19 protein-coding genes and 3 tRNA genes are annotated in these 23,327 nt (G+C 73.7%); 20 read left to right on the forward strand and 2 right to left on the reverse strand.

Translation table 11 applies throughout. The features are described 5' to 3' along the window. The 4 genes from ACFVU9_RS39605 to obgE form a co-directional block, all read left to right on the forward strand. Positions 1-3,206: ribonuclease E/G (locus tag ACFVU9_RS39605; protein ID WP_387602012.1), on the forward strand; the 3,206-nt coding region annotated here is incomplete at its 5' end. Between the two features lie 229 nt (positions 3,207-3,435). Continuing rightward, complete coding sequence (gene rplU / locus ACFVU9_RS39610) at positions 3,436-3,753, forward strand: 50S ribosomal protein L21 (RefSeq protein WP_380446159.1); 318 nt, start codon at positions 3,436-3,438, stop codon at positions 3,751-3,753. A 14-nt stretch (positions 3,754-3,767) separates the two neighbouring features. After that, a complete protein-coding gene (gene rpmA, locus ACFVU9_RS39615; protein WP_030058248.1) occupies positions 3,768-4,025 on the forward strand; it encodes a 50S ribosomal protein L27 in 258 nt (85 codons plus the stop codon). Between the two features lie 120 nt (positions 4,026-4,145). Next, positions 4,146-5,621, forward strand: coding sequence for a GTPase ObgE (gene obgE, locus ACFVU9_RS39620; RefSeq protein ID WP_380446158.1), 1,476 nt, complete (start codon positions 4,146-4,148; stop codon positions 5,619-5,621). Positions 5,622-5,709: 88 nt separating this feature from the next. On the opposite strand, the gene ACFVU9_RS39625 is transcribed toward obgE, so the two are convergent. Continuing rightward, positions 5,710-6,498: a hypothetical protein gene (locus ACFVU9_RS39625; protein WP_387602017.1), complete on the reverse strand. Its 789-nt coding sequence runs from the start codon at positions 6,496-6,498 to the stop codon at positions 5,710-5,712. 324 nt (positions 6,499-6,822) lie between these two features. Between ACFVU9_RS39625 and proB the strand changes: the two genes are divergently transcribed. From proB to ACFVU9_RS39650, 5 genes are all read left to right on the forward strand, one after another. Next, entirely contained in the window at positions 6,823-7,959 is a 1,137-nt protein-coding gene (proB, locus tag ACFVU9_RS39630) for a glutamate 5-kinase (RefSeq protein ID WP_380446135.1), read from the forward strand. A 152-nt stretch (positions 7,960-8,111) separates the two neighbouring features. Next, complete coding sequence (locus tag ACFVU9_RS39635; RefSeq protein WP_387602020.1) at positions 8,112-8,636, forward strand: hypothetical protein; 525 nt, start codon at positions 8,112-8,114, stop codon at positions 8,634-8,636. Between the two features lie 67 nt (positions 8,637-8,703). Continuing rightward, complete coding sequence (locus tag ACFVU9_RS39640) at positions 8,704-10,026, forward strand: glutamate-5-semialdehyde dehydrogenase (RefSeq protein WP_387602023.1); 1,323 nt, start codon at positions 8,704-8,706, stop codon at positions 10,024-10,026. Between the two features lie 188 nt (positions 10,027-10,214). Next, a complete protein-coding gene (locus ACFVU9_RS39645; protein ID WP_380446155.1) occupies positions 10,215-10,796 on the forward strand; it encodes a hypothetical protein in 582 nt (193 codons plus the stop codon). Positions 10,797-10,898: 102 nt separating this feature from the next. Beyond that, complete coding sequence (locus ACFVU9_RS39650; RefSeq protein WP_387602026.1) at positions 10,899-11,960, forward strand: hypothetical protein; 1,062 nt, start codon at positions 10,899-10,901, stop codon at positions 11,958-11,960. A gap of 78 nt (positions 11,961-12,038) precedes the next feature. Here ACFVU9_RS39650 and ACFVU9_RS39655 read toward each other — a convergent pair whose 3' ends face one another. Further along, the gene (locus ACFVU9_RS39655) at positions 12,039-13,100 is read right to left on the reverse strand and encodes a M48 family metallopeptidase (protein WP_380446139.1); all 1,062 of its coding nucleotides are present in this window, start codon (positions 13,098-13,100) and stop codon (positions 12,039-12,041) included. Between the two features lie 249 nt (positions 13,101-13,349). Between ACFVU9_RS39655 and ACFVU9_RS39660 the strand changes: the two genes are divergently transcribed. From ACFVU9_RS39660 to leuS, 11 genes are all read left to right on the forward strand, one after another. Next, a complete protein-coding gene (locus ACFVU9_RS39660) occupies positions 13,350-13,496 on the forward strand; it encodes a hypothetical protein (protein WP_380446140.1) in 147 nt (48 codons plus the stop codon). 175 nt (positions 13,497-13,671) lie between these two features. Next, positions 13,672-13,827: a hypothetical protein gene (locus ACFVU9_RS39665; RefSeq protein WP_380446141.1), complete on the forward strand. Its 156-nt coding sequence runs from the start codon at positions 13,672-13,674 to the stop codon at positions 13,825-13,827. Between the two features lie 136 nt (positions 13,828-13,963). After that, positions 13,964-14,596, forward strand: a complete 633-nt coding sequence (gene nadD / locus ACFVU9_RS39670; protein WP_359973501.1) for a nicotinate-nucleotide adenylyltransferase — start codon at positions 13,964-13,966, stop codon at positions 14,594-14,596. Positions 14,597-14,610: 14 nt separating this feature from the next. Then, positions 14,611-16,458 carry a LytR C-terminal domain-containing protein gene (locus tag ACFVU9_RS39675; protein WP_387602030.1) on the forward strand — a complete coding sequence of 616 codons (1,848 nt, stop codon included), beginning with the start codon at positions 14,611-14,613 and terminating at the stop codon, positions 16,456-16,458. Between the two features lie 160 nt (positions 16,459-16,618). Next, a complete protein-coding gene (rsfS, locus tag ACFVU9_RS39680; RefSeq protein ID WP_380446143.1) occupies positions 16,619-17,077 on the forward strand; it encodes a ribosome silencing factor in 459 nt (152 codons plus the stop codon). Beyond that, positions 17,074-17,721: a histidine phosphatase family protein gene (locus ACFVU9_RS39685; protein WP_380446156.1), complete on the forward strand. Its 648-nt coding sequence runs from the start codon at positions 17,074-17,076 to the stop codon at positions 17,719-17,721. Before rsfS ends, ACFVU9_RS39685 begins: the two co-directional genes overlap by 4 nt. 179 nt (positions 17,722-17,900) lie before the next feature. Continuing rightward, positions 17,901-17,973: transfer RNA gene (locus ACFVU9_RS39690), tRNA-Ala, on the forward strand. Between the two features lie 43 nt (positions 17,974-18,016). Next, a tRNA-Ala gene (locus ACFVU9_RS39695) sits at positions 18,017-18,089 on the forward strand. Between the two features lie 220 nt (positions 18,090-18,309). Beyond that, positions 18,310-18,382, forward strand: a tRNA-Ala gene (locus ACFVU9_RS39700). A gap of 222 nt (positions 18,383-18,604) precedes the next feature. Then, on the forward strand, positions 18,605-19,909 hold the full coding sequence (locus tag ACFVU9_RS39705) for a hypothetical protein (protein ID WP_380446144.1): 1,305 nt from the start codon (positions 18,605-18,607) through the stop codon (positions 19,907-19,909). Between the two features lie 308 nt (positions 19,910-20,217). Further along, positions 20,218-23,148, forward strand: a complete 2,931-nt coding sequence (leuS, locus tag ACFVU9_RS39710; RefSeq protein ID WP_387602034.1) for a leucine--tRNA ligase — start codon at positions 20,218-20,220, stop codon at positions 23,146-23,148. The last annotated feature ends 179 nt before the right edge of the window (positions 23,149-23,327 follow it).

Genomic DNA, 23,327 nt, shown 5'->3' on the forward strand with positions numbered 1-23,327 from the left:
TCGCCCGCCGCGCCGTCCTCGCCGCCGTCGCCGAGGCTCCGGCCGAGGAGGTCCCCGCGGCCGAGAAGCCGGTCCGGGCCCGCCGGACCCGCAAGCGCGCCGAGGCCCCCGCCGGGGCACCCGCCGCCGAGACCCCGGCCGTCGTCGAGCAGGCCCCGGTGGCCGAGCCGGTGGCCGAGAAGGCCGAGCAGCCCGCCGCCGAGGAGGCGCCCGCCGCGCCGGCCCGCCGCGCCCGCCGCCGTCGCGTGGTCGAGGCCGCGCCGGTCGTCGAGGCCCCGGTCGAGGAGCCGGTGGCCGAGGAGGAGCCGGCCGAGGAGGAGACCGAGGCCGAGGCCGCCGCGCCCGCGCCGGTCGCCGAGCCCGCCCCGGCCGTCGAGGCCGAGCCGCCGCACCGGGTGCGCCGCCGCGCCGTGCGCCCGTCCACCGCGATCTTCCAGGCCCCGGTGTTCCAGGAGCCGGCCCCCTACGTCGCCCCGGCCGCGACGCAGCAGCAGCCTGCCGCCGTCGAGGCCCCGGTCGCCGCCGAGCAGACCCCGGTGGCCGCCGAGCGCGAGGAGGAGGACGAGTTCGAGTACAGCGGCGTCGGCCGTCGCCGCCGGGTGCGCGCCCGGGTCGAGCCGGGCCGCTCGAAGGGCGCCGCCAAGGCCGCCCAGAAGGCCGCCGCCAAGGCCACCCCCAAGACCGCCCCCAAGGCCGCTCCGGTGGTCGTCGAGGCCCCGGTCGAGGCGCCCGTCGCCGTCGTCGAGGCCCCCGCCGCCGGTCCGGAGACCGAGGGCGAGTGGGAGGACGACGGCCGTCCGTCGCGCCGCCGCCGCCGGGGCGGCCGTCGCCGCCGCCGTGGCGAGGCCGAGGAGTTCGAGACCGAGGCCCACGAGGCCGAGCAGCCCGCCGAGGAGCCGGCCGCCGCGGCCGTCGACGAGGAGGACGAGGACGACGACGACCTGGCCGCCGGCCTGTCCTCGTCGCGCCGTCGCCGCCGTCGTCGCCGCCGCAGCGGCGAGGCCGGTGCGGTCGAGGCCGCCGAGACCACCGAGGACGGCGTCCGCACGGTCGTGAAGGTGCGCGAGCCGCGCCGCCGCTCGACCGAGCCGTCCTTCGACCCCGACGAGGTCCAGTCCATCAAGGGCTCGACCCGCCTGGAGGCCAAGAAGCAGCGCCGCCGTGAGGGCCGCGAGCTGGGCCGCCGCCGGGTGCCGATCATCACCGAGGCCGAGTTCCTGGCCCGCCGCGAGTCGGTCGAGCGCGTCATGGTGGTGCGCCAGAACGGCCAGCGCACCCAGATCGGCGTCCTGGAGGACGGCGTGCTCGTCGAGCACTACGTCAACAAGGAGCAGGCCACCTCGTACGTCGGCAACGTCTACCTGGGCAAGGTCCAGAACGTGCTGCCGTCGATGGAGGCCGCGTTCGTCGACATCGGCAAGGGCCGCAACGCCGTGCTGTACGCCGGCGAGGTCAACTTCGGCGCGCTGGGCGGCCACGGCGGCCCGCGCCGGATCGAGTCGGTGCTGAAGTCCGGCCAGTCCGTGCTCGTGCAGGTCTCCAAGGACCCGATCGGCCACAAGGGCGCCCGCCTGACCAGCCAGATCTCGCTGCCCGGCCGCTACCTGGTCTACGTGCCCGAGGGCTCGATGACCGGCATCTCGCGCAAGCTCCCCGAGAACGAGCGCGCCCGCCTGAAGCAGATCCTCAAGAAGATCGTCCCGGACGACGCGGGCGTCATCGTGCGCACCGCCGCCGAGGGTGCCTCCGAGGACGAGCTGACCCGCGACGTCCAGCGCCTCCAGCAGCAGTGGGAGGAGATCCAGAAGAAGGCCGCGACCGGCAACGCCCCCGCGCTGCTGTACGGCGAGCCGGACATGACCGTCCGGGTCGTGCGCGACATCTTCAACGAGGACTTCACCAAGGTCATCGTCTCCGGCGACGAGGCGTGGCAGACCATCCACGAGTACGTCTCCAGCGTGGCCCCGGACCTCGCCGAGCGGCTCCAGCGCTGGACCTCCGAGGTGGACGTGTTCGCCACCTACCGGATCGACGAGCAGCTGATGAAGGCGCTGGACCGCAAGGTCTGGCTGCCCAGCGGCGGTTCGCTGGTGATCGACCGCACCGAGGCGATGGTCGTCATCGACGTCAACACCGGGAAGTTCGTCGGCCAGGGCGGCAACCTGGAGGAGACGGTCACCCGGAACAACATCGAGGCGGCCGAGGAGATCGTGCGCCAGCTGCGGCTGCGCGACCTCGGCGGCATCATCGTGATCGACTTCATCGACATGGTGCTGGAGTCCAACCGGGACCTGGTGCTGCGCCGCCTGCTGGAGTGCCTGGGCCGGGACCGGACCAAGCACCAGGTGGCCGAGGTCACCTCGCTGGGCCTGGTCCAGATGACCCGCAAGCGGGTCGGCCAGGGCCTGCTGGAGTCGTTCTCCGAGGCCTGCGTGCACTGCAACGGCCGCGGCGTGATCGTCCACATGGAGCAGCCGAGCGCCCACACCCACGCCCCGGCGGCCGCGGCCGTCGAGGCGGGCCAGGGCGGCAAGCGCCGTCGCCGGGGCAAGGGCGGTGCGGGCCACGAGGAGCCGCAGGCCGTCGAGGCCGTGCCGGTGACGGAGGAGACGGTCGTCGAGCTCGTCGAGGCCCCGGAGGCCCCGGCCGAGCCGGTGCGCGAGGAGATCGAGGGCCAGCTGGCCCTGGAGGTCCCGGGCGTCGAGGCGCCGGTGTCCCAGGCGGCCGCGGAGGCCGTCGGGGCCCCCGTCGCCGAGCCGGCCCCGGTGGCCGCTCCGGCGGGCCGTCCGCGCCGCCGCGCGGTGCGCAAGGCGACGGCCCCGGCCGGTTCGCCGCAGGGCGCCGAGATCGTGGTGCTGCAGGCGAAGGCCGACGCGGCGCTGGAGGCGGCCCTGGAGGCCGCCGCGGTGGCCGCCGCGGCCCCGGTCGAGCCGGTCGCCGAGCCGGTCGCCGAGGAGGCTCCGGTGGAGGCCGCCGCCGAGGCTGCGGCCGAGGCGCCCGCGGAGGAGCCGGCCGCCGAGGCCGAGGCCGAGGAGGCGCCGGCCCCCAAGAAGCGGGCCGCGCGCAAGACCGCCGCGAAGAAGACCGCCGCCAAGAAGACGACGACGGCGGCCAAGAAGACCACCGCCCGCAAGACCGCGACCAAGCGGACGAGCGCGGCGGCCAAGAAGGCGGCGGCCGCCGAAGGTGATACGGCGGCCGAGTAGTGCCCACGCCCGGGGCGGGACCCTTCCCGCCCCGGGCCGTACGGGCCGGTTTGCCCCCCGGGCGGCCGGTCCGTATTCTTGACCATCGGCGTGTCTACGCCATTGCTCCCGAGCACATCACCTTCCCGGTACGTCCGCGCCAGCGCGGAGGGACGGGGAGAGGCTCCTGTGTCCGTACCCAGGTGGCTGGCGTCGGGGGTTCCGACCGAGCAAGGAAAGCAGGTACCGCATGTACGCGATCGTTCGCGCAGGCGGCCGCCAGCACAAGGTCGCCGTCGGCGACGTGCTGGAGATCGACCGTATCGAGGCCAAGCCGGGTGACTCGGTCGAGCTCTCGACCATCCTGGTCGTCGACGGTGACGCCGTCACCTCCGACCCGTGGGTCCTGGCCGGCGTGAAGGCTCACGCCGAGGTGGTCGACCAGACCAAGGGTGACAAGATCATCATCCTGCGTTACAAGAACAAGACCGGCTACCGCCGTCGTCAGGGTCACCGTCAGAAGCACACCGCGGTGCGCATCACCAGCATCGACTCGGTCAGCAAGTAAGGGGATAGCGAAAAATGGCACACAAGAAGGGCGCAAGCTCTACTCGTAACGGCCGTGACTCGAACGCCCAGCGCCTCGGCGTGAAGCGCTTCGGTGGCCAGGTCGTCTCGGCCGGCGAGATCCTCGTCCGCCAGCGTGGCACCCACTTCCACCCGGGTGCCGGTGTCGGCCGCGGTGGCGACGACACCCTGTTCGCGCTGACCGCCGGTGCGGTGCAGTTCGGCAACCGTCGCGGCCGCAAGGTCGTCAACATCGTGGCCGTCGAGGCCTGAGTCCCCGCGGACTCACGAGTCGCACCAGACTCACACTGAAGGGTGGGCCGGAATGTTCCGGTCCACCCTTCGGCTTTACGCAGGTAGCAAGCAGACTCATCCGTACTGGAGGCACACCCCATGACCACCTTCGTGGACCGCGTCGAACTTCACGTCGCCGCGGGTAACGGAGGCCACGGCTGCGCCTCCGTTCACCGGGAGAAGTTCAAGCCGCTCGGCGGCCCCGACGGCGGCAACGGCGGCGAGGGCGGCAGCGTCATCCTCACCGTCGACGCGCAGATCACGACCCTCCTCGAATACCACCACTCGCCCAAGCGCAAGGCGACCAACGGCAAGCCCGGCGCGGGCGGCAACCGCACCGGCGCCGAGGGCCAGGACCTCGTCCTGCTGGTGCCGGACGGCACCGTCGTGCTCGACCGCCAGGGCAACGTGCTGGCCGACCTGGTCGGCCACGGCACCAGCTTCGTCGCCGCCCAGGGCGGCCGCGGCGGCCTCGGCAACGCGGCGCTGTCCTCGGCCCGCCGCAAGGCGCCCGGCTTCGCGCTGCTCGGCGAGCCCGGCGAGGCCCGTGACATCGTCATGGAGCTCAAGTCCGTCGCCGACGTCGCCCTGGTGGGCTACCCGAGCGCCGGCAAGTCGTCGCTGATCTCGGTGCTCTCCGCCGCGAAGCCGAAGATCGCGGACTACCCGTTCACCACGCTCGTCCCCAACCTCGGCGTGGTCACCGCGGGCGACACCGTCTACACCATCGCGGACGTGCCCGGCCTGATCCCCGGCGCCAGCCAGGGTCGCGGCCTCGGCCTGGAGTTCCTGCGCCACGTCGAGCGCTGCTCGGTGCTCGTGCACGTGCTGGACTGCGCCACCCTGGAGCCCGGCCGTGACCCGCTGAGCGACCTGGAGACCATCGAGGCGGAGCTCGCCCAGTACGGCGGCCTGGACGACCGTCCGCGCCTGGTCGCGCTCAACAAGGTGGACGTCCCGGACGGCCAGGACATCGCCGACCTCACCCGCGCCTCCCTGGAGGAGCGCGGCTTCCAGGTGTTCGAGGTCTCCGCCGCCTCCCGCAAGGGCCTGCGCGAGCTGAGCTTCGCGGTGGCGAAGATCGTCGCCGAGGCGCGTGCCGCCAAGCCGGTCGAGGAGTCCACCCGGATCGTGCTGCGGCCCACGGCCGTCGACGACGAGGGCTTCACCATCACCGAGGAGGACGGCGCCTACCGCATCCGCGGCACCAAGCCGGAGCGCTGGGTCCGCCAGACCGACTTCTCCAACGACGAGGCCGTCGGCTACCTCGCCGACCGGCTCGCCCGCCTCGGCGTCGAGGAGAAGCTGTGGAAGGTCGGGGCGCGCGAGGGCGACACCGTCATCATCGGCCCGGACGAGAACGCCGTCGTCTTCGACTGGGAGCCGACCATGGCCGCCGGCGCCGAGATGCTCGGCCGCCGCGGTGAGGACCACCGCTTCGAGAACCCGCGGCCGGCGGTCGACCGTCGTCGCGAGAAGCAGAAGGGCCGGGACGCCGCCGAGCAGGAGTTCCTGGACTTCGAGGCGCTGTCGAGCGGCCGGCCGGCCGCCATCGAGGGCGACGACGAGGACTGATCCCGCGCAGCCGAACGGCCCCGCCACCCTTTCGGGGGAGGCGGGGCCGTTCGCGTCGGTCGTTCAGGTGTTCAGGCGTGAGCGGACGTCACTTCGTCCAGGCGGCCTGGACCTTGGTGATGTCGGTCGAGTCGCCGAAGCCGACCATCACCGGGGTGCCGCCGCCGGCCGGGAAGCTGACGATGTCGCAGCCCTTGAACGCGACGCCCTTGGTGGCGCCCGAGAAGCTCGGGGTGGTGCACTTGGCGATCGGGGTCGAGCCGACCGGGTTGGCGAACGACGCGGTGTTGCCGCTCGCGTCGTAGACCTTGAGCTTGGAATCCGGGGCGCTGAAGGTCAGCTTGGTGTCCCCGAGGTTCGTCATGGTCCAGCTGACGTAGTACAGCGCGCGGCCGTCCAGGCCGGCCGTGTTGGCCTTGGCGTCCTGGAAGTCCTTGAGCGAGCCCGGGGTTATGCCGGTCACGGTGAGCTGGAGCTTGGCGGCGGTGTTCGAGGTCTTGTCGTTGAAGTCGACCGCGGCCGGCTGGCCGAACTTCACCGAGGTGCCGGCCTGCGGGAGGCTGCCGGCGGCGGCCCCGCCACCGGTCGCGGCGCCGCCCGTCGCCCCCGCCGTCCCGGCGCCGCCGGCCGCCGCACCGCCCGTGGCGGCACCGCCGCCGGTGGCCGCTCCGCCCGCGGCCGCGCCGGTCGGGGCCGCGGAACCGCCGGTGGCGGCACCGCCCGTGGCCGCACCGCCGGTGGCCGAGCCGGTCGAGCCGGTGGCGGCACCGCCCGTGGCGGCGCCGGTGTCCGAGTTGTCCGGGCCGCAGGCGGCCAGGGACAGGGCGGTGGCCGCCGCCAGTGCGGCGATTGTCAGCTTCGTGGTGTACGAACGCATGGTGCGCTAACTCCTGGGCGCGCGACCGCGAACCGTTGCCGGCATGCCCAGTGCGGTGCCGCCCGATGGCATTGAGGGTCGAAGACGAGTGGGTCCAGCGGGCAAGAAGCCGTCCCCCGATCTGGCTTTCGGTCAGGGACCATACCAGCCATCCGGATTGGTGGCCCGGCTGTGGCGAGGCCGTGACCGGGCCGGGTCCAGCCGGTGAAACACCCTGCGGCCGACCTGCACGGATCGCGTAGATTTCGGGGGTGACGGCCGGGCCCGGCGACCCGGTCCACGGCATGGCCGCACCCGCACCACACCGGAAGGGCGTACAGCGAGATGAGCGACGACTCACTGCGGGAGGAGGTGCTGACCGCACGGCGCATCGTCGTCAAGGTCGGCTCCTCCTCACTCACCACGGCGGCCGGCGGCCTGGACGCCGACCGCGTCGACGCCCTCGTGGACGCGCTCGCCAAGGTGCGCGCCCGCGCGGACGCGCCGGAGGTCGTCCTGGTCTCCTCCGGCGCCATCGCCGCCGGCCTCGCCCCGCTCGGCCTGGAGAAAAGGCCCAAGGACCTGGCCCGCCAGCAGGCCGCCGCGAGCGTCGGGCAGGGCCTGCTCGTCGCCCGGTACACCGCCTCCTTCGCCCGCTACGGCATCCGGGTCGGCCAGGTGCTGCTCACCGCCGAGGACGCCAGCCGGCGCGCGCACTACCGCAACGCCTACCGCACGCTCGACCAGCTGCTGGCGATGGGCGCGATGCCCGTCGTCAACGAGAACGACACCGTCGCCACCGCCGAAATCAAGTTCGGTGACAACGACCGGCTGGCCGCCCTGGTCGCCCACCTCGTACGGGCCGACCTGCTGGTGCTGCTCTCCGACGTGGACGGCCTCTACGACGGCGACCCGGCCCGCCCCGGCACCAGCCGGATCGCCGAGGTGCGCGGCCCGCACGACCTCGACGGCATCCAGATCGGCAGCGCGGGCAAGGCCGGCGTCGGCACCGGCGGCATGGTCACCAAGGTCGAGGCGGCCCGGATCGCCACCGGCGCCGGCATCCCGGTGGTGCTCACCGCCGCCAGCCACGCCGCCGACGCGCTGGCCGGCCGGCCCACCGGCACCCTGTTCCTGCGCACCGGCAGCCGCACCTCCGACCGGATGCTCTGGCTCGCCCACGCGAGCAGCCCGCGCGGCGCCCTGCACCTCGACGCGGGGGCCGTCGAGGCGGTCGTCTCCGGGGGTGCGTCGCTGCTGCCGGCCGGGGTGGTGAAGGTCGACGGCGAGTTCGCCGCGGGTGATCCGGTGGACCTGATTGCCGAAAACGGCCACATCGTGGCGCGCGGGCTGGTCAACTTTGATGCGAGGGAGTTGCCCCGCCTGCTCGGCCGGTCCACCCGTGACCTGGCCCAGGAGCTCGGCGCCGCGTACGAGCGGGAGGTCGTCCACCGCGACGACCTGGTCGTCCTGCGCGGCTGACCGGCCGGCGCGGGGCGGGTGCCGGCCGGGGGCCGCTCCGCACGGGGAGGGGCCCGGCCGCCGGGCGAGGAGGGGCGCAGCCGTGCGCGCCGGCCGAACGCCGGCGGGACGGGTGGGGGGACGACAGGACATCGCCGAACAGGAGGCCGCCGGTGGAACGCAGGCGCGAGGCAGCGCTGACCGGAGGAACGGCGGGCCGGCGGCTGACCAGCATCGACGGCGGACGCGGGGACGCTCCCGCCGAGTCGTCCGGTCCGCCGCCGCAGAGGCCCGGCGGGGTGCGCAGGCTGCGGCCGGACCACCGGGACGCGGGGGAGCCGCCGACCGTGCCCGAGCAGGCGCGGCTGTGGCACGTGGTGCTGAGCGTGGCCGGCCAGGTCACGCCGCTGACCTCGCTGCGCGCCTCGCTGGAGCGGCTCGCGCACGACCACTCGTTCTTCCTGACCGCCCGGTACGCCGCCGACCACGCGGAGATCCGCTACTGGGAGCAGGCCCGGGACCTGCACGACGCGGCGGCGATCGCGCTGCGGCTGTGGGGCGAGCACAAGGTGACCGCGAACCTGCCGCCGTGGGAGATCGTCGGTCTGGAGGTGGTCGACCGGGCGACGTACCACAAGCGGGTGGCGGAGGGCTTCGGGGACCCGCCGCCGCACCTGGGCGGCGTGCACCCGTACTGACCGCCGGGCCGTCTCATCGCGCGAAACGGGGGCTCGGCGGGCGTGGCGCAGTCGCTACCCTTGGCGCATGACCAGCGACCTCGCCCCCGCCGACAGCCCCGTCCTCGCCGTAGCGCGCCGTGCCCGGGAGGCCGCCGCCGCGCTCGCCCCGCTGCCGCGCGGCGCGAAGGACACCGCGCTGCTGGCGATCGCGGACGCGCTGGTCGCCCGTGCCGCCGAGGTCGTCGCGGCCAACGCCGAGGACGTGGCCCGGGCCCGCGAGGCCGGGACGGCCGAGTCCGTGATCGACCGGCTGACGCTGACCGACGAGCGGATCGCGGCGATCGCCGCCGACGTGCGCAGCGTGGCCGGCCTGCCCGACCCGGTCGGCGAGGTCGTGCGCGGCTACACGCTGCCCAACGGTCTGGACGTGCGCCAGGTGCGGGTGCCGCTCGGCGTGGTCGGCATCATCTACGAGGCCCGGCCGAACGTCACCGTCGACGCCGCCGCGCTCTGCCTGAAGTCGGGCAACGCGGTGCTGCTGCGCGGCTCGGCCTCGGCCTACCGCTCCAACACCGCGCTGGTGGCCGTCCTGCGGGACGCCGTCGCCGCGGCCGGGCTGCCCGCCGACGTGATCCAGCTCGTCCCGGGCGAGAGCCGCGACTCCGTCCAGGAGCTGATGCGCGCCCGCGGCCTCGTGGACGTGCTCATCCCGCGCGGCGGCGCCTCGCTGATCCGCGCCGTGGTCGAGGGCTCGACCGTGCCGGTGATCGAGACCGGCACCGGCAACTGCCACGTCTACGTGGACGCGCGGACGGACCTGGCGATGGCCGTCGGCATCCTGCTGAACTCCAAGGCGCAGCGGGTCAGCGTCTGCAACGCGGCCGAGACGCTGCTGGTGCACCAGGACGTCGCGGACGCCTTCCTGCCGCTCGCGCTCGCCGCCCTGGCCGGTGCCGGGGTGACGGTGCACGGCGACGACGCGGTGCTCAAGGCCGCCGAGGGCACCGGGGCCACCGTCGTGCCGGCCACCGACGAGGACTGGGGCGCCGAGTACCTGTCGTACGACATCGCCGCCGCCGTGGTGCCCTCGCTGGACGCCGCCGTCGAGCACATCCGCCGCTGGTCCTCCGGCCACACCGAGGCGATCGTGACGACCTCGCAGGCCGCCGCCCGGCGCTTCACCCGGCTGGTCGACTCGACCACCGTCGCCGTCAACGCCTCGACCCGCTTCACCGACGGCGGTGAGTTCGGCTTCGGTGCGGAGATCGGGATCTCCACGCAGAAGCTGCACGCCCGCGGCCCGATGGGCCTGCCGGAGCTGACCAGCACCAAGTACATCGTCACCGGTGACGGGCACGTCCGCGGCGAGGCCGCGCAGACGGTGGGCGGGGACGCCGACGCGTTCTGAGCGGGGGCGGCCGGGGCCTCCGGTCGGGGTGGCCGGGCCTCGGGGCGCGTGGCCGGGGCGCTCGGGGCGGGCGGCCTGGGCCTCCGGTCGGGATGGACGGGGTCAGCGTCACACGTGTGACGGACCAACTGGCAGGAGCCACAGACAAATCGCCCGCCCGGTAATACGCTGAATCCGTGGCTGAGGATGTGGGGGGCTTGCCGTACCCCGACGGCTCCGACCACGGTGGTGCGGACGACGAGTTCGCCACCGTGGTCTTCGACGAGGCCTTCGTCCGGTCCGCCGCCGTGCACGAGCCGACGGCCAAGGAGCGGCAGCTCGCCGCTGCCGAGGCCAGGCTCGAGCCGGACACCGCGGGTCCGGGCTGGGGCTATGACGTCCCGGCCGGGGACGGGGTGCCGCTGGAGCTGCGCCCGTACCCGAGCCGGCTCGACGACGACCACCTCTACCCTGATCCGTGGTCAGGGCCGGGCCGGGCGGTGGGCCGTTCGGGCCGCCGCCGGGGCCGGGGCGACGGCGGTCCGGTGCGGGGGCGCGGGCGCTACGTCGCCCAGCAGCGCTGGCACCGGCCGGTCGCGTGGGTGCTCGCGGTGATCATGGGCGTGAGCCTGGTGGCGGTCGCCGTCGCGGCGATCTACCAGGGCGTGGGCGGCGCCTCCGGCGCGCCCCCGCGGCCGGATTCCGGGAGCAGCAGCGCCGGGGTCGACCCGACGCCCGCGCCCGCACCGCCCGCCGAGCCGTCGCTGGTGGTCACCGCGCCCGCCGGCTGATCCCGCGGGGGTCGTGCGCCCGGGGCGGGTGGTCACGCAGCGTTCCCGGGAATCTGCGTGAGCACCCTCGTGGCGGGGCGGGGGTGCGCCTACCCTGGTGGTGTGGGTGACCCGCGAGAGCCTCCGGAGGGTACGCCCGACGGTGGGTCCGGAAACGAGGACGAGTACCGGTCCGTCGTCTTCGACGAATCGTTCGTGCGGGCTGCCCGGATCCAGGAGCTGTCCGCCCGGGAGCGGCTGGCCGGCTCCTTCGGCCGGGCCACCCGGCCCAAGGTGCGGCTCGGCCCGTTCGGCACGGTGCCCCGCCAGGCGCTCGCGCTGCTGCTGCTCATCCTGCTGGCCTTCGCGGCCGCCGTGTACTTCGGGGTCAGCTCGCCGAAGGGCACGGCCGCGCGCCCCGAGGGCAGCCAACTGACCGTCAGCCTGGTCGCGTTGAGCCCGGCCTCGGCGGTGCGGCCGGTCGCCGACCCGGCGAACCCGTTCGCCGCGCTGCCGACGGGGTACGGGGACGGGACGACGGGGCTGAACACCCCGGCCGGGACGTCCACCGAGCACTTCAGCCGGGTCGAGGTGACCAAGGCGCTCGACACCGTGCAGCGCTACCTGGTCGCCTCCTCGCTGGCGCCGGCTGCCCTCGTCCAGGGCGCCACCGCCGACGTGCGGGCCTTCGTGACGCCCGGCGAGCAGGCCGGGTTCGACGCGAGCGTGGCACAGCCCGTCGACGACCGGCACCACGCGGTGACCGGCTGGCTGGTCCGCTTCGACCCGGCGCAGGTGGCCCTGGCGACCGACACCGTGAAGGTGGCCGGCGTGATGCGGGTCGACGAGGCGGACAGCGGCACGCTGCAGGTCACCACCGACCACACCTTCGTCTACGCGCTCAGGCCGGCCGGCGCCCCCGCCGGCGCCCCGGTCACGCTGGAGACCGTGCGGCGGGAGCTGACCTTCCAGTTCGACCGGATCGACCTCGGCGCGGCGCAGCTGCGGCTGGTGGACGCGGTGGTCCAGGCCGGGCCGGAGCCGTGCACGACGTCGATGGCGGGCTTCCTGCAGCCGGTGCTCGCGACCCCGCAGGGCGTCCGGGTGCCGGGGCCGGCGGCGGTCGACCCGGGCGACCACGCGCACCCGGCGTGGCAGGTGTGCGGGGTGCTGGCCGGGAGCTGAGGCGGGGCGCGGGTGGGCGGGAACGCCGACGGTCGGTGGCCCCGGGCGGGGCTCACCGGCCGTCGGCGGCGGTCGCGGTTACGACTCCTCGCCGTCCTTGGGCGCGGACCCGGTGCGCGCGCCGGCGCCCGTGAAGGTGTCGCGGATCTTGCCGCCCACGGTCGCGGCGCCGCCGGCGACGTCCCGGATCAGGCCCATCAGCGGGTCCTTGCTCTCCTTGACGGAGGTCGTGTAGTGGTCGGCGGCGGCCTTCCACTGCTCGGTGACCGAGGTGTCCGGGTCGTCGGTGCGGCGCGGGTAGGCGCCGGCCAGGATCGAGCGGTACTCGTCGCCCTCGGCCCACTTCTTCAGCGCGGCGACCCGGACCACGGCGAACGGGTGGCTCTGCGGCAGCACCTGGAGCAGCTTGAGCACGCCGTCGCGCAGGTCGCCGGCCTTCTCGTACTCCTCGGCCTGCTCCAGGAAGGCGTCCACGTTCATCTCGGCCAGGTTGTGCCCGCCGGCCAGCTTCATCAGGGCCCGCATGGAGGCCTGGAGGTCCTGCCCGGCCAGCAGGCCGGCCCGGTCGCTGGACAGCTCGGCCTTGCGGAACCACTCCTTGAGCGCGGTGACGATCGCCATGATCGCCAGGTTGCCGAGCGGCACCCAGGCGATCCGGGTGGCGATGTTGGTGAGGATCAGCAGCATCGTCCGGTAGACGGCGTGGCCGGACATCGCGTGGCCGACCTCGTGGCCGATGACCGAGCGCAGCTCCTCCTCGTCCAGCAGCTCGACGAGCCCGCTGGTGATCACGATGATCGGGGTGTCGATGCCGATGGTGAAGGCGTTGACCGTCGGGTCCTGGGTGACGTAGAGGTCGGGGACCTTCTCCAGGTCGAGCACGTAGGCGGCGTCGCGCACCATGTCGTGCAGCTCGGGGAACTGCCGCTCGGAGGTCTTCACGGCGGTGGCCAGGAACATCAGCCGGATCGCCCGCTCCGACACCAGGCCGGCGAGCTTCTTGAGGACGTCGTCGAAGCCGGTCAGCCGGCGCAGCGCGACCAGGGCGGAACGGTCGGCCGGGTGCTCCCAGGCCCGGGTGGAGATGTCGGGGAAGCGCTGGCGGCGCCGGCTCGGGGTCTTCGCGGTCGTGTCGGTCATGGTCTGAGCACCCTCCTGGTCGACGGCGGCCCCGGCCGGTGGCCGGCCCCCGCTGGTCTTCGCCTGCAACGACTGCTTGTGCAACGTCCGCGGTTGCGTACTCGTCCCCGCCGCGAGCCCGCGGTGGGGTCCGGCCGCGCCGGAGGGGCCGGTGGCGGGCCCCGGTGTGAAGCCGGTTTACCCTGAGGGCCCTGGAGAACCGAGACCGGACCCGGCCGCGGTAACCGAGCAGTCCGAGGAGCACCGCAGATGTCCACCGACGCCCTTGTCAGCCTGGCCGCACCGATCTCGGACGAGCCCGGCCCGGGCCTGTTCCTGCGGATCATCATCATCGCGTCGTTCGTCGGGGTCGGCCTGCTGGTCTGGATCATGGCCCGCGCCTTCCGCGGCAACTAGGACGCGTCCCGGGGCGGACGCGTCCCGCGCGGTGGCACCGTTCGCTCACGCCCGGTCAGCGGCGGTGGGCCGCCGAGCGGTTGCCCCGTCACCCCCCGTACGATGACGGGTGGGCCCTCACCGGCCCGCCAGCACCCCCAGGTCCGTCCTCCGAGCCGAGAAGGTCCAGCAGACCATGAACACCGCCGCCGCACTGCCCGTCCTGAACCTGCTCGCCGACGGCGAGGGGGGCAACCACGACAGCCTCAACCCGTACCTCTCGGGTGGCGCCGCACTGTTCGTCCTGCTGCTCCTGCTCTACGTGACCACCCGCTTCAACCGGGACCGCTGAGCCGGGCCAGGGGTCGCTCGGGGAGCGTCCGGCACACCCGCCGGCCGCTCCCTCACGCATGTCCGGGCCGCACGTGCGGCCTGCTCCCACACGGGTGTTCCCGCACCGCAACGGGCGTCGCGTAAGGTGTCTCGCCATGGGAGAGCAGGCCGGGATTCCCGGCGGACCGGAACCGGTGAAGAAGCGCCTCGGCGTGATGGGCGGCACCTTCGACCCGATCCACCACGGCCACCTGGTCGCCGCCAGCGAGGTGGCGAGCGCGTTCCACCTGGACGAGGTGATCTTCGTGCCGACCGGGCAGCCGTGGCAGAAGAGCGACCGCCACGTCACCCCGGCCGAGGACCGCTACCTGATGACGGTCATCGCCACCGCCGAGAACCCGCAGTTCTCGGTCAGCCGGATCGACATCGACCGCGAGGGCCCGACGTACACCGTCGACACCCTGCGCGACCTGCACGCGCTGCACCCCGACGCCGACCTCTTCTTCATCACCGGCGCCGACGCGCTCGCCCAGATCCTGTCCTGGCGCGACTCCGACGAACTCTTCTCGCTCGCCCACTTCATCGGGTGCACCCGGCCGGGGCACACTCTGTCCGACGCCGGACTCCCGGTGGGCGGGGTCTCCCTGGTGGAGGTCCCCGCGCTGGCCATCTCCTCCACGGACTGCCGCAACCGGGTCGCCAAGGGCGAGCCGGTCTGGTACCTCGTGCCGGACGGCGTGGTCCGCTACATCGACAAGCGGGCGCTGTACGCGCCGCACGGGACCTGACCAGGAGCGTATGCGTGACTGATCGCAGCGGCGGCGACGCGGGGCAGCGCCCGGAGGACTGGTCGACCGGGCAGTACCCGCAGTACCAGCCGTACGGGCAGCAGCCGGTGCAGCAGTACGACCAGTACGGGCAGCCCGTGCCGGCGGCGCCCGCGTACGGCCAGGACCCGTACGGCGGCTACCAGGAGCAGTACCAGCAGCAGCCGTACCAGGCCTACCAGCAGCAGGGGCAGGCCCCGCAGCAGTACGAGCCGTACGAGTCCTACGGGCAGCAGCCGGTGCAGCAGTACGACCAGTACGGGCAGCCCGTGCAGGCGTACCAGCAGGGCGGCTACGGCTACCAGGAGCCGCAGCCGTACGCCTACGACGGCTACCAGCAGCAGGCGTACCCGGTGGCCGAGCCGCAGGCCGGGGACGCGGTGCAGGTGGCCCCCATGGCCCCCATGGCCCCCGCCGCGCCCGAGCCCGTCGCCCCGGCGGCGGCCGCCGCGCCCGTGCCGCCGCGCCCGCGCACGCCCAGGCCCGCCGAGACGGCGCCGGCCAAGCCCGCGCAGCCGTCCGAGATGGTCGGCGGAAGCCGCACGCCCAAGGGCGCCAAGGAGCCCAAGGACTCCTACACCACCGGTGAGTTCACCTTCGTCGACGAGGAGGCGGAGGAGACCGAGGACGTCATCGACTGGCTGAAGTTCGCCGAGTCCCGCAGCGAGGTGCGCGCCGAGCGCCGCCGGCGGCTGCGCAACCGGCTGATCGGCCTCGGTGTCGCCGTCGCGCTGGCCGCGGGCGGCGTCGGCGGCTACCTGTTCTTCACCGGCGACAGCAAGCAGACCGCGGCCAAGGCGGCCGGCAAGCGCCAGGTCAACGTCGTGCACCTGCGCGACCTGCAGGGCAAGGTCTCCAGCGCGCTGCTCGTCAACGACGCCGCCGGGGGCAAGGGCACCGTGCTGCTGCTCCCCGACACCCTGCGACTGCCCGGCCCGGGCGACCCGGCCGTCGCCCCGGTCAGCCAGGCACTGGACCCCTCGATGGGCGCCGCCGCCACCCGCGACGGCCTGTCCGCCGTGCTCGGCGCCCCCGTGGCCGGCACCTGGCGGCTGGACACCCCCTACCTGGAACTGCTGGTCAACCAGCTCGGCGGCGTCCGGGTGGACACCAACGCCGAGACCCACGACGGCGGCAAGCCGGACGGCGCCCTGCTCAGTGCGGCCGGCAAGAACACCCTGCTCAACGGCAAGGCCGCGGTCGCCTACGCGACCCTGCAGGCGGCGGGGGAGAACCGCGACGCCCAGCTCGCCCGGTTCGGCCAGGTCATGGACGCCGTCGTGCGCACCATGCCCACCGACTTCAACGAGGCCAAGGACGACGTGCACCGGATGAACGCCGTGCTCGACCCGTCGCTGCCCGAGGACGCCCTCGCCGGGGTGCTCGCCCAGCTCGCCCAGCAGGCCAAGGACGGCCACTTCGGCACCACGGCGCTGACCGTCAAGCCGGACGGCTCGCTGGACGAGGCCACCGCCGGCAAGCAGGTCAAGGACGTGCTCGGCGGCACCGTGAAGTCGGCCGTCGCGGGCGACGCCCCGGCGCGCGTGTCGGTCCAGGACGCCTCCGGAAACGACCAGGCCGCCGCCTCCGCACAGGTCCAGATCGTGAACGCGGGCCTGACCTTCATCCCCGGCGGCGCCAAGGGCGCGCCGCAGGCGACCAGTGAGATCCGCTACACCGACGACGCCCGGCAGGCCGCCGCGAAGTCCCTGGCGACCAGCCTCGGGCTGCCGGACACTGCGGTGAAGAAGGTCGGTGACGCCCAGAACGCGGACCTGGTCGTCGTCCTCGGCAAGGACTACCAGCCGCCGAAGAACCAGTAGCCGGCCGGCGGCCGGCGGTGCGCGTGGGGGCCGGGCGACCCCGGCCCCCACGCGCACCGGAAAAAAGCGGTTCCGGGACGGCCCGGGCGGCGTGAGATCCTGGAATGCGGTCCCGGCGGTGCGTCGGGGCAGCCCCACGCCGCCGACCCGGAAGTACACCGTGACCGTCACCGACCACAGCCAGCAGCTCATCACCGTCGCCGCCCAGGCGGCGGCCGACAAGCTGGCGCACAACATCATCGCCTTCGACGTCAGCGAGGTGCTGTCGATCACCGACGCCTTCCTGATCGCGTCCGCGAACAACGACCGCCAGGTCCGCTCCATCGCCGAGGAGATCGAGGACCAGCTGCGCGAGCAGCTGGACATCAAGCCGGTGCGCCGCGAGGGCGAGCGCGACGGCCGCTGGATCCTGCTCGACTACCTGGACATCGTCGTGCACGTCCAGCACTCCGAGGAGCGCTCCTTCTACTCGCTGGACCGGCTCTGGAAGGACTGCCCCGAGCTGCCGCTGCCCGAGGACGCCATCGCCTCGCGCAACCGCCCGGACGCCCACACCGACGAGGCCGGCAACGCCGTCGCCCCGGCCGACGACTTCGGCAAGCCCGAGGAGCAGTTCTGAGCCCGGCCGCGCGGGGCCCGCGCATCGTCTTCTGGCGCCACGGTCAGACCTCCTGGAACCTCGAATCGCGGTTCCAGGGCACGACCGACATCGAGCTGACCGGCCACGGCGTGCTGCAGGCGCAGCGCGCCGCCCGGCTGCTCTCGGGGCTCCGCCCCGACCTGCTGATCTCCTCCGACCTCAAGCGGGCCAGGCGCACCGCCGACGAGCTCGCCAGGATCACCGGGCTCGACGTGCAGCACCACGAGGGCCTGCGGGAGACGTACGCGGGCTCCTGGCAAGGGCTGACCAACGCCGAGATCCGGGCCCGCTACCCCGAGGAGTACGCGGCCTGGGCGGCCGGCGAGCCGGTGCGCCGCGGCGGCGGCGAGCTGTCCAGCGAGGTCGCGGACCGCTCGGTGCCCGTGGTGCTGGAGGCGGTCGACAAGCTGCCGGAGAGCGGCACGCTGGTCGTGGTCAGCCACGGCGGGACGATCCGCACCATGCTCGGGCGCCTGCTCGGCCTGGAGCCGGCGCTCTGGGAGTGCTTCGGCGGGCTGTCCAACTGCTGCTGGTCGGTGCTGGGCCGGGGGGCGCGCGGCTGGCGCCTGCTGGAGCACAACGCGGGCACGCTCCCGCAGCCGGTCATCGGCGACGACACCTGAGTGTCGGCGGCGGGATGCGGAGCGGGAGCGGGAGCGCGGGGCCCGGGAGGGACTCGTAGGTTGCCCGCAGGTGGCTCGCAGGGGCGGATTTCGCAGTTCCGGGCCTGACCAGCTAGAGTCTTCCTCGTTCGCAGGGAAGGAACGCGGCCCGGAAGGGAAGCGGGAGATCCGGTGAGTGCGGGGCTATAGCTCAGTTGGTAGAGCGCTTGCATGGCATGCAAGAGGTCTGGGGTTCAATTCCCCATAGCTCCACTCCGCACCAGTGGTCCGGCCTGGCCGGTGCCGCACGTGTCGCGGGGCTATAGCTCAGTTGGTAGAGCGCTTGCATGGCATGCAAGAGGTCTGGGGTTCAATTCCCCATAGCTCCACAGTCGCCGAGAGGCCGCCACCCACCGGGTGGCGGCCTCTTGTGTTTCCCGGGGTTGCTGTGGTTGTTGTTGCCGGCCCCGCGTGTTGCGGACGTGCCGTCATCCGGCCCGCTCGGGGGCGGCCGCGGAAACGGATTAGGGGAGCACCCCCGTGACCGTGTAAAGTAGTCGATGTCGCCGAGGGAAACCGGACGGAAACCCCGGTGACATCGCAGGTCAAGGGGCTATAGCTCAGTTGGTAGAGCGCTTGCATGGCATGCAAGAGGTCTGGGGTTCAATTCCCCATAGCTCCACAGAAGTTGAGGGCCGCTTCCCGAATCGGGAAGCGGCCCTCGGCCGTTGCGGACCCCGCGCGCCCTGCCGTCCGCCTCGGTGCGCCCCGCCGACCTGGCTTCGCGCGCCCTGCTGTTCGGGCTTCGCGCGCCCTGCCGTTCAGGCTTCGTGCGCCCCGCCGTACGCCACTCGACTGTGCATGCCACCGGCACGGGACCCGGAAGGACCGCTACCGTCGTGCCATGGCCGATCTGGAGCGAAGGCGGAACGAGGAACTGGCCCGGATACTGCACCAGCTCGGCTGGAGTCCGGAGCGGCTCGCCCGCGAGGTGAGCCTCGCCCTGCCGCCCGGCCTGGCCATCAGCTCCACCGCCCCCTACAAGTGGCGCGACCGGGGCATGGTGCCGCGCAGCCCGCACGACCAGACCGTGTGCGAGGTGCTCAGCCGCACGCTCGGCATGGCCGTCACCTACGAGCAGCTCTGGGGCCGCATGGGCGGCCACCGCGGCGCCAAGATCCTCTCGCCGAGGCTGCTCACCGACCCGTGGACCGCCGACACCGCCCAGACCGCCCTGCGCGAGGCCGCCACCGACGCCGGGCCCGTCCGCCTCACCGACTTCTTCCGCAGCGCCGACCTCGACCAGGCCGCCGAACGGCTCTCCTCCCCGCCCCCGCCCGTCGGCGGCGGCGAGGGCGCGCTGCGCGTCGACCCCGGACTCGTCGGCGAACTCGGCCTCTCCTACCGCAGCAAGCAGCGGCTGGAACGCTCCTGCGGCGGCGGCCTCGTCCTCGGCCCCTGCCGCGCCGAACTCGCCATGGTGGCCAAGCTCCTGGAACTCGGCGCCTACGACGAACGGCTCGGCCGCGACCTCTACGGCCAGGCCAGCCGGCTCGCCCGGCTGGCCGGCTGGGCCGCCTACGACCTCGGCCACGATGCCGCCGCCCAGCGGGCGTTCGTCGCCGCGCTGCGCGCCGCCCACGTCAGCGGCGACGCCCGGCTCGGTGTCTTCGTGCTCGGCGGCCTCGTCGTGCTCGCCACCCAGGGCGCGGGCGGGCGCGGACTGGACGCCGTCGCCGCGCTCACCACCGCCCTCGACGCGCACGGCCACGCCCTCGGCGCCCCCGGCCGGGCCCGCCAGTTCGCCCGGATCTCCCGCGCCTACGGGCGCCGCGGCCTGGCCGAGGAGGCCGCCGGGGCCGCCGACCGGGCCTTCGCCGAACTCGAAGGCCTGCCCGGCACCGAGGAGGCCCGCGCCGACCTCGCCGGCATGGTGGGCGAGGGCCGGCTGTTCCTCGGCGACCACCGCAAGGCCAAGACCCTGCTCGCCGAGGCCGTCGCCGGCCTCGGCCCCGGCCGGGCCCGGGCCAAGGCGCTGCTCATGGTCCGGCTGGCCGAGACCCACCGCCGCCTCGGCGACCAACGGGAGGCCGCCCGCACCGCCGCCGCCGCCCGCACGCTCGCCTCCGGCATGCAGTCCGAGCGGGTCGCGCGGGCGCTGCGCGACTTCGACGCGGCCGGGCGCGCGGTATCCCCGGGAGCGCGCTGACCCGCTTGCGGTACCCTGAGCCCATGCGAACCGTGCGCCTGCTCCTTAGCCGGCCGCGCTGACCAGGACCGGCTGCGCCCTCGGGCGGTGCCGGAGTCGGCGTGGCGTCCCCTCCTGCGAGGGGCTTTTTTGTTTTCCGCCCCGTTTCCGGTCCGGTCCGGGGTCTTCCGGTACCCGGCCCGCCGCGTCCGGGGTGCACGTGCCCGGTCCCCGCGTCCGGTCCACGAACACGACCCCGTGCACGGTTCACGTGCGCGGTGGTTCACGTGCGCGGTTCGCCAACTGACATCGATGGAGCTTGAAGGACCATGAGCGAGACGACCCCTGCGTCCGGCGCGGCCGAGCCCGCGACCGAGCCGTTCCGGTACAGCGCCGCGCTGGCGGCGGAGATCGAGTCCCGCTGGCAGGACATCTGGGAGAAGGAAGGCACCTTCAACGCTCCCAACCCGGCCGGCGACCTGGCCGACCCGGCCGCGGGCGACGTCGCCGCGAAGCCGCACAGCTTCATCATGGACATGTTCCCGTACCCCTCGGGCGCGGGCCTGCACGTCGGCCACCCGCTGGGCTACATCGCCACCGACGTCTACGCCCGCTACCAGCGGATGACCGGCCACAACGTGCTGCACACGCTGGGCTACGACGCCTTCGGCCTGCCCGCCGAGCAGTACGCGGTGCAGACCGGCACCCACCCGCGGGTCTCCACCGAGGCCAACATCGCCAACATGCGCCAGCAGCTGCGCCGGCTGGGCCTGGGCCACGACCCGCGCCGCTCGATCTCCACGATCGACCCGGAGTACTACCGCTGGACCCAGTGGATCTTCCTGCAGATCTTCAACTCCTGGTACGACGAGGACGCCGGCAAGGCCCGTCCGATCGCCGAGCTGGTCGCCGCCTTCGAGTCCGGCTCGCGCGAGGTGCCGGGCGGGCGCGCCTGGTCGCAGCTGTCGGCCGCCGAGCGCGACGAGGTCCTGGGCGAGTACCGCCTGGCCTACGCCAAGGAGGTGCCGGTCAACTGGTGCCCCGGCCTGGGCACCGTGCTGGCCAACGAGGAGGTCACCTCGGACGGCCGCTCCGAGCGCGGCAACTTCCCGGTGTTCAAGTCCAACCTGCGCCAGTGGATGATGCGGATCACCGCCTACTCCGACCGGCTGATCGCCGACCTGGACCTGCTGGACTGGCCCGAGGCCATCAAGCTGCAGCAGCGCAACTGGATCGGGCGCTCCGAGGGTGCCCGGGTCGACTTCGCGATCGGTGCGGGCGAGGGCGCGGGCGCGGGCGAGGGTGCGGGCGAGGGCGAGGGCGAGAAGATCACCGTCTTCACCACCCGCCCCGACACCCTGTTCGGCGCCACCTACATGGTCCTGGCCCCCGAGCACGGCCTGGTCGACACCATCGTGCCCGCCGAGTGGCCCGCCGGCGTCCCCGCCGAGTGGACCGGCGGCGCCGCCACCCCCGCCGAGGCCGTCGCCGCCTACCGCGCGGCCGCCGCCGCCAAGTCGGACGTCGAGCGGCAGGTCGAGGCCAAGGTCAAGACCGGCGTCTTCACCGGCGCCCACGCCGTCAACCCGGTCAGCGGACAGCCCGTCCCGGTCTTCATCGCCGACTACGTGCTGATGGGCTACGGCACCGGCGCCATCATGGCCGTCCCCGCCCACGACCACCGCGACTTCGCCTTCGCCCGGGCCTTCGCGCTGCCGATGCGCTGCGTCGTCAAGCCCACCGACGGGCGCGACGAGGACCCGTCGACCTGGGACGACGCGTTCGACACGTACGACTCCGTCATCGTCAACTCCGCCCGGGAGCAGGGCGACCTGTCCCTGGACGGACTGAGCGTCGTCGCCGCCAAGGCCGCCGCCACCGCCTGGCTGGCCGAGCGCGGCATCGGCGAGGGCACCGTCAACTACCGCCTGCGCGACTGGCTGTTCAGCCGCCAGCGGTACTGGGGCGAGCCCTTCCCGATCGTCTACGACGAGGACGGCGTGATGCACGCGCTGCCCGAGTCGATGCTGCCGGTCGAGGTGCCCGAGGTCGACGACTACTCGCCGCACACCTACGACCCGTACGACTCCACCTCCTCGCCCAAGACGCCGCTGTCCCGCAACGAGGACTGGGTCAACGTCGAGCTGGACCTGGGCGACGGGCCCAAGCGCTACCGCCGCGAGACCAACACCATGCCCAACTGGGCGGGTTCGTGCTGGTACGAGCTGCGCTACGTCGACCCGTCCAACGGCGCGGCCGTCGTCGACCCGGCCAACGAGCGCTACTGGCTGGGCCCGACCGCCACCAAGCCGGCCGGCGGCGCCGACCTGTACGTCGGCGGCGCCGAGCACGCGGTGCTGCACCTGCTGTACGCGCGCTTCTGGCACAAGGTGCTGCACGACCTGGGCCACGTCTCGTCCGTCGAGCCGTTCCACAAGCTGTTCAACCAGGGCATGATCACCGCCGACGTCTACCGCGACGAGCGCGGCTTCCCGGTGCCCGCCGCCGAGATCGAGGAGCGCGACGGCACGTACTTCTGGCAGGGCGAGCCGGTCAAGCGCGAGGCCGGCAAGATGGGCAAGTCCCTGAAGAACGCCGTCGCCCCCGACGACATCGCCGACGAGTACGGCGCCGACACGCTGCGCCTGTACGAGATGTCGATGGGCCCGCTGGACGTCTCCCGCCCGTGGGACACCCGCGCCGTCATCGGCTCGTACCGCTTCCTGCAGCGGCTGTGGCGCAACGTCGTCTCGGAGTCGACCGGCGAGCTGGTCGTCACCGACGAGCCGGCCGACGAGGCCACGCTGCGCGCGCTGCACAAGGCGATCGACGGCATCCGCGGCGACATGGCCGGGCTGCGCTTCAACACGGCCGTGGCCAAGGCCATCGAGCTGAACAACCACCTGGTCAAGCGCGGCTCCACGCCGCGGGCCGTCGCCGAGCAGCTGGTGCTGCTGGTCGCGCCGCTGGCCCCGCACGTCGCGGAGGAGCTGTGGCGCCGGCTGGGCCACGGCGACTCGCTGGCGCACACCGACTACCCGGTCGCCGACCCGGCGTACGTCGTCGACGAGGCCGTGACCTGCGTCGTGCAGATCAAGGGCAAGGTCAAGGCCCGGCTGGAGGTCGCGCCGACGATCTCGGACGCCGAGCTGGAGGCGCTGGCCCTGGCCGACCCGGCGGTCGTCGCGGCGATCGGGGACGCTCCGGTGCGCAAGGTGATCGCGCGGGCGCCGAAGCTGGTCAACATCGTCACGGGGTGACGAGCGACGGGGTGACGGGGTGATGAGGTGACGGGCTGAGGGGCTCTCCTGAGTCCGTGCTCGTGCGGGCGGGCGTCCTTCGGGGCGCCCGCCCGTTCTCGTCGGGGCTCGCTTCTCGGCGGGGTTCGTTCTCGGCGGGGTTCGTTCTTGTCGGGGCTCGTTCTCGGCGGCGGCCGGGG

It is taken from the genome of Kitasatospora sp. NPDC057936 (assembly GCF_042887525.1).
GTDB lineage: Bacteria > Actinomycetota > Actinomycetes > Streptomycetales > Streptomycetaceae > Kitasatospora.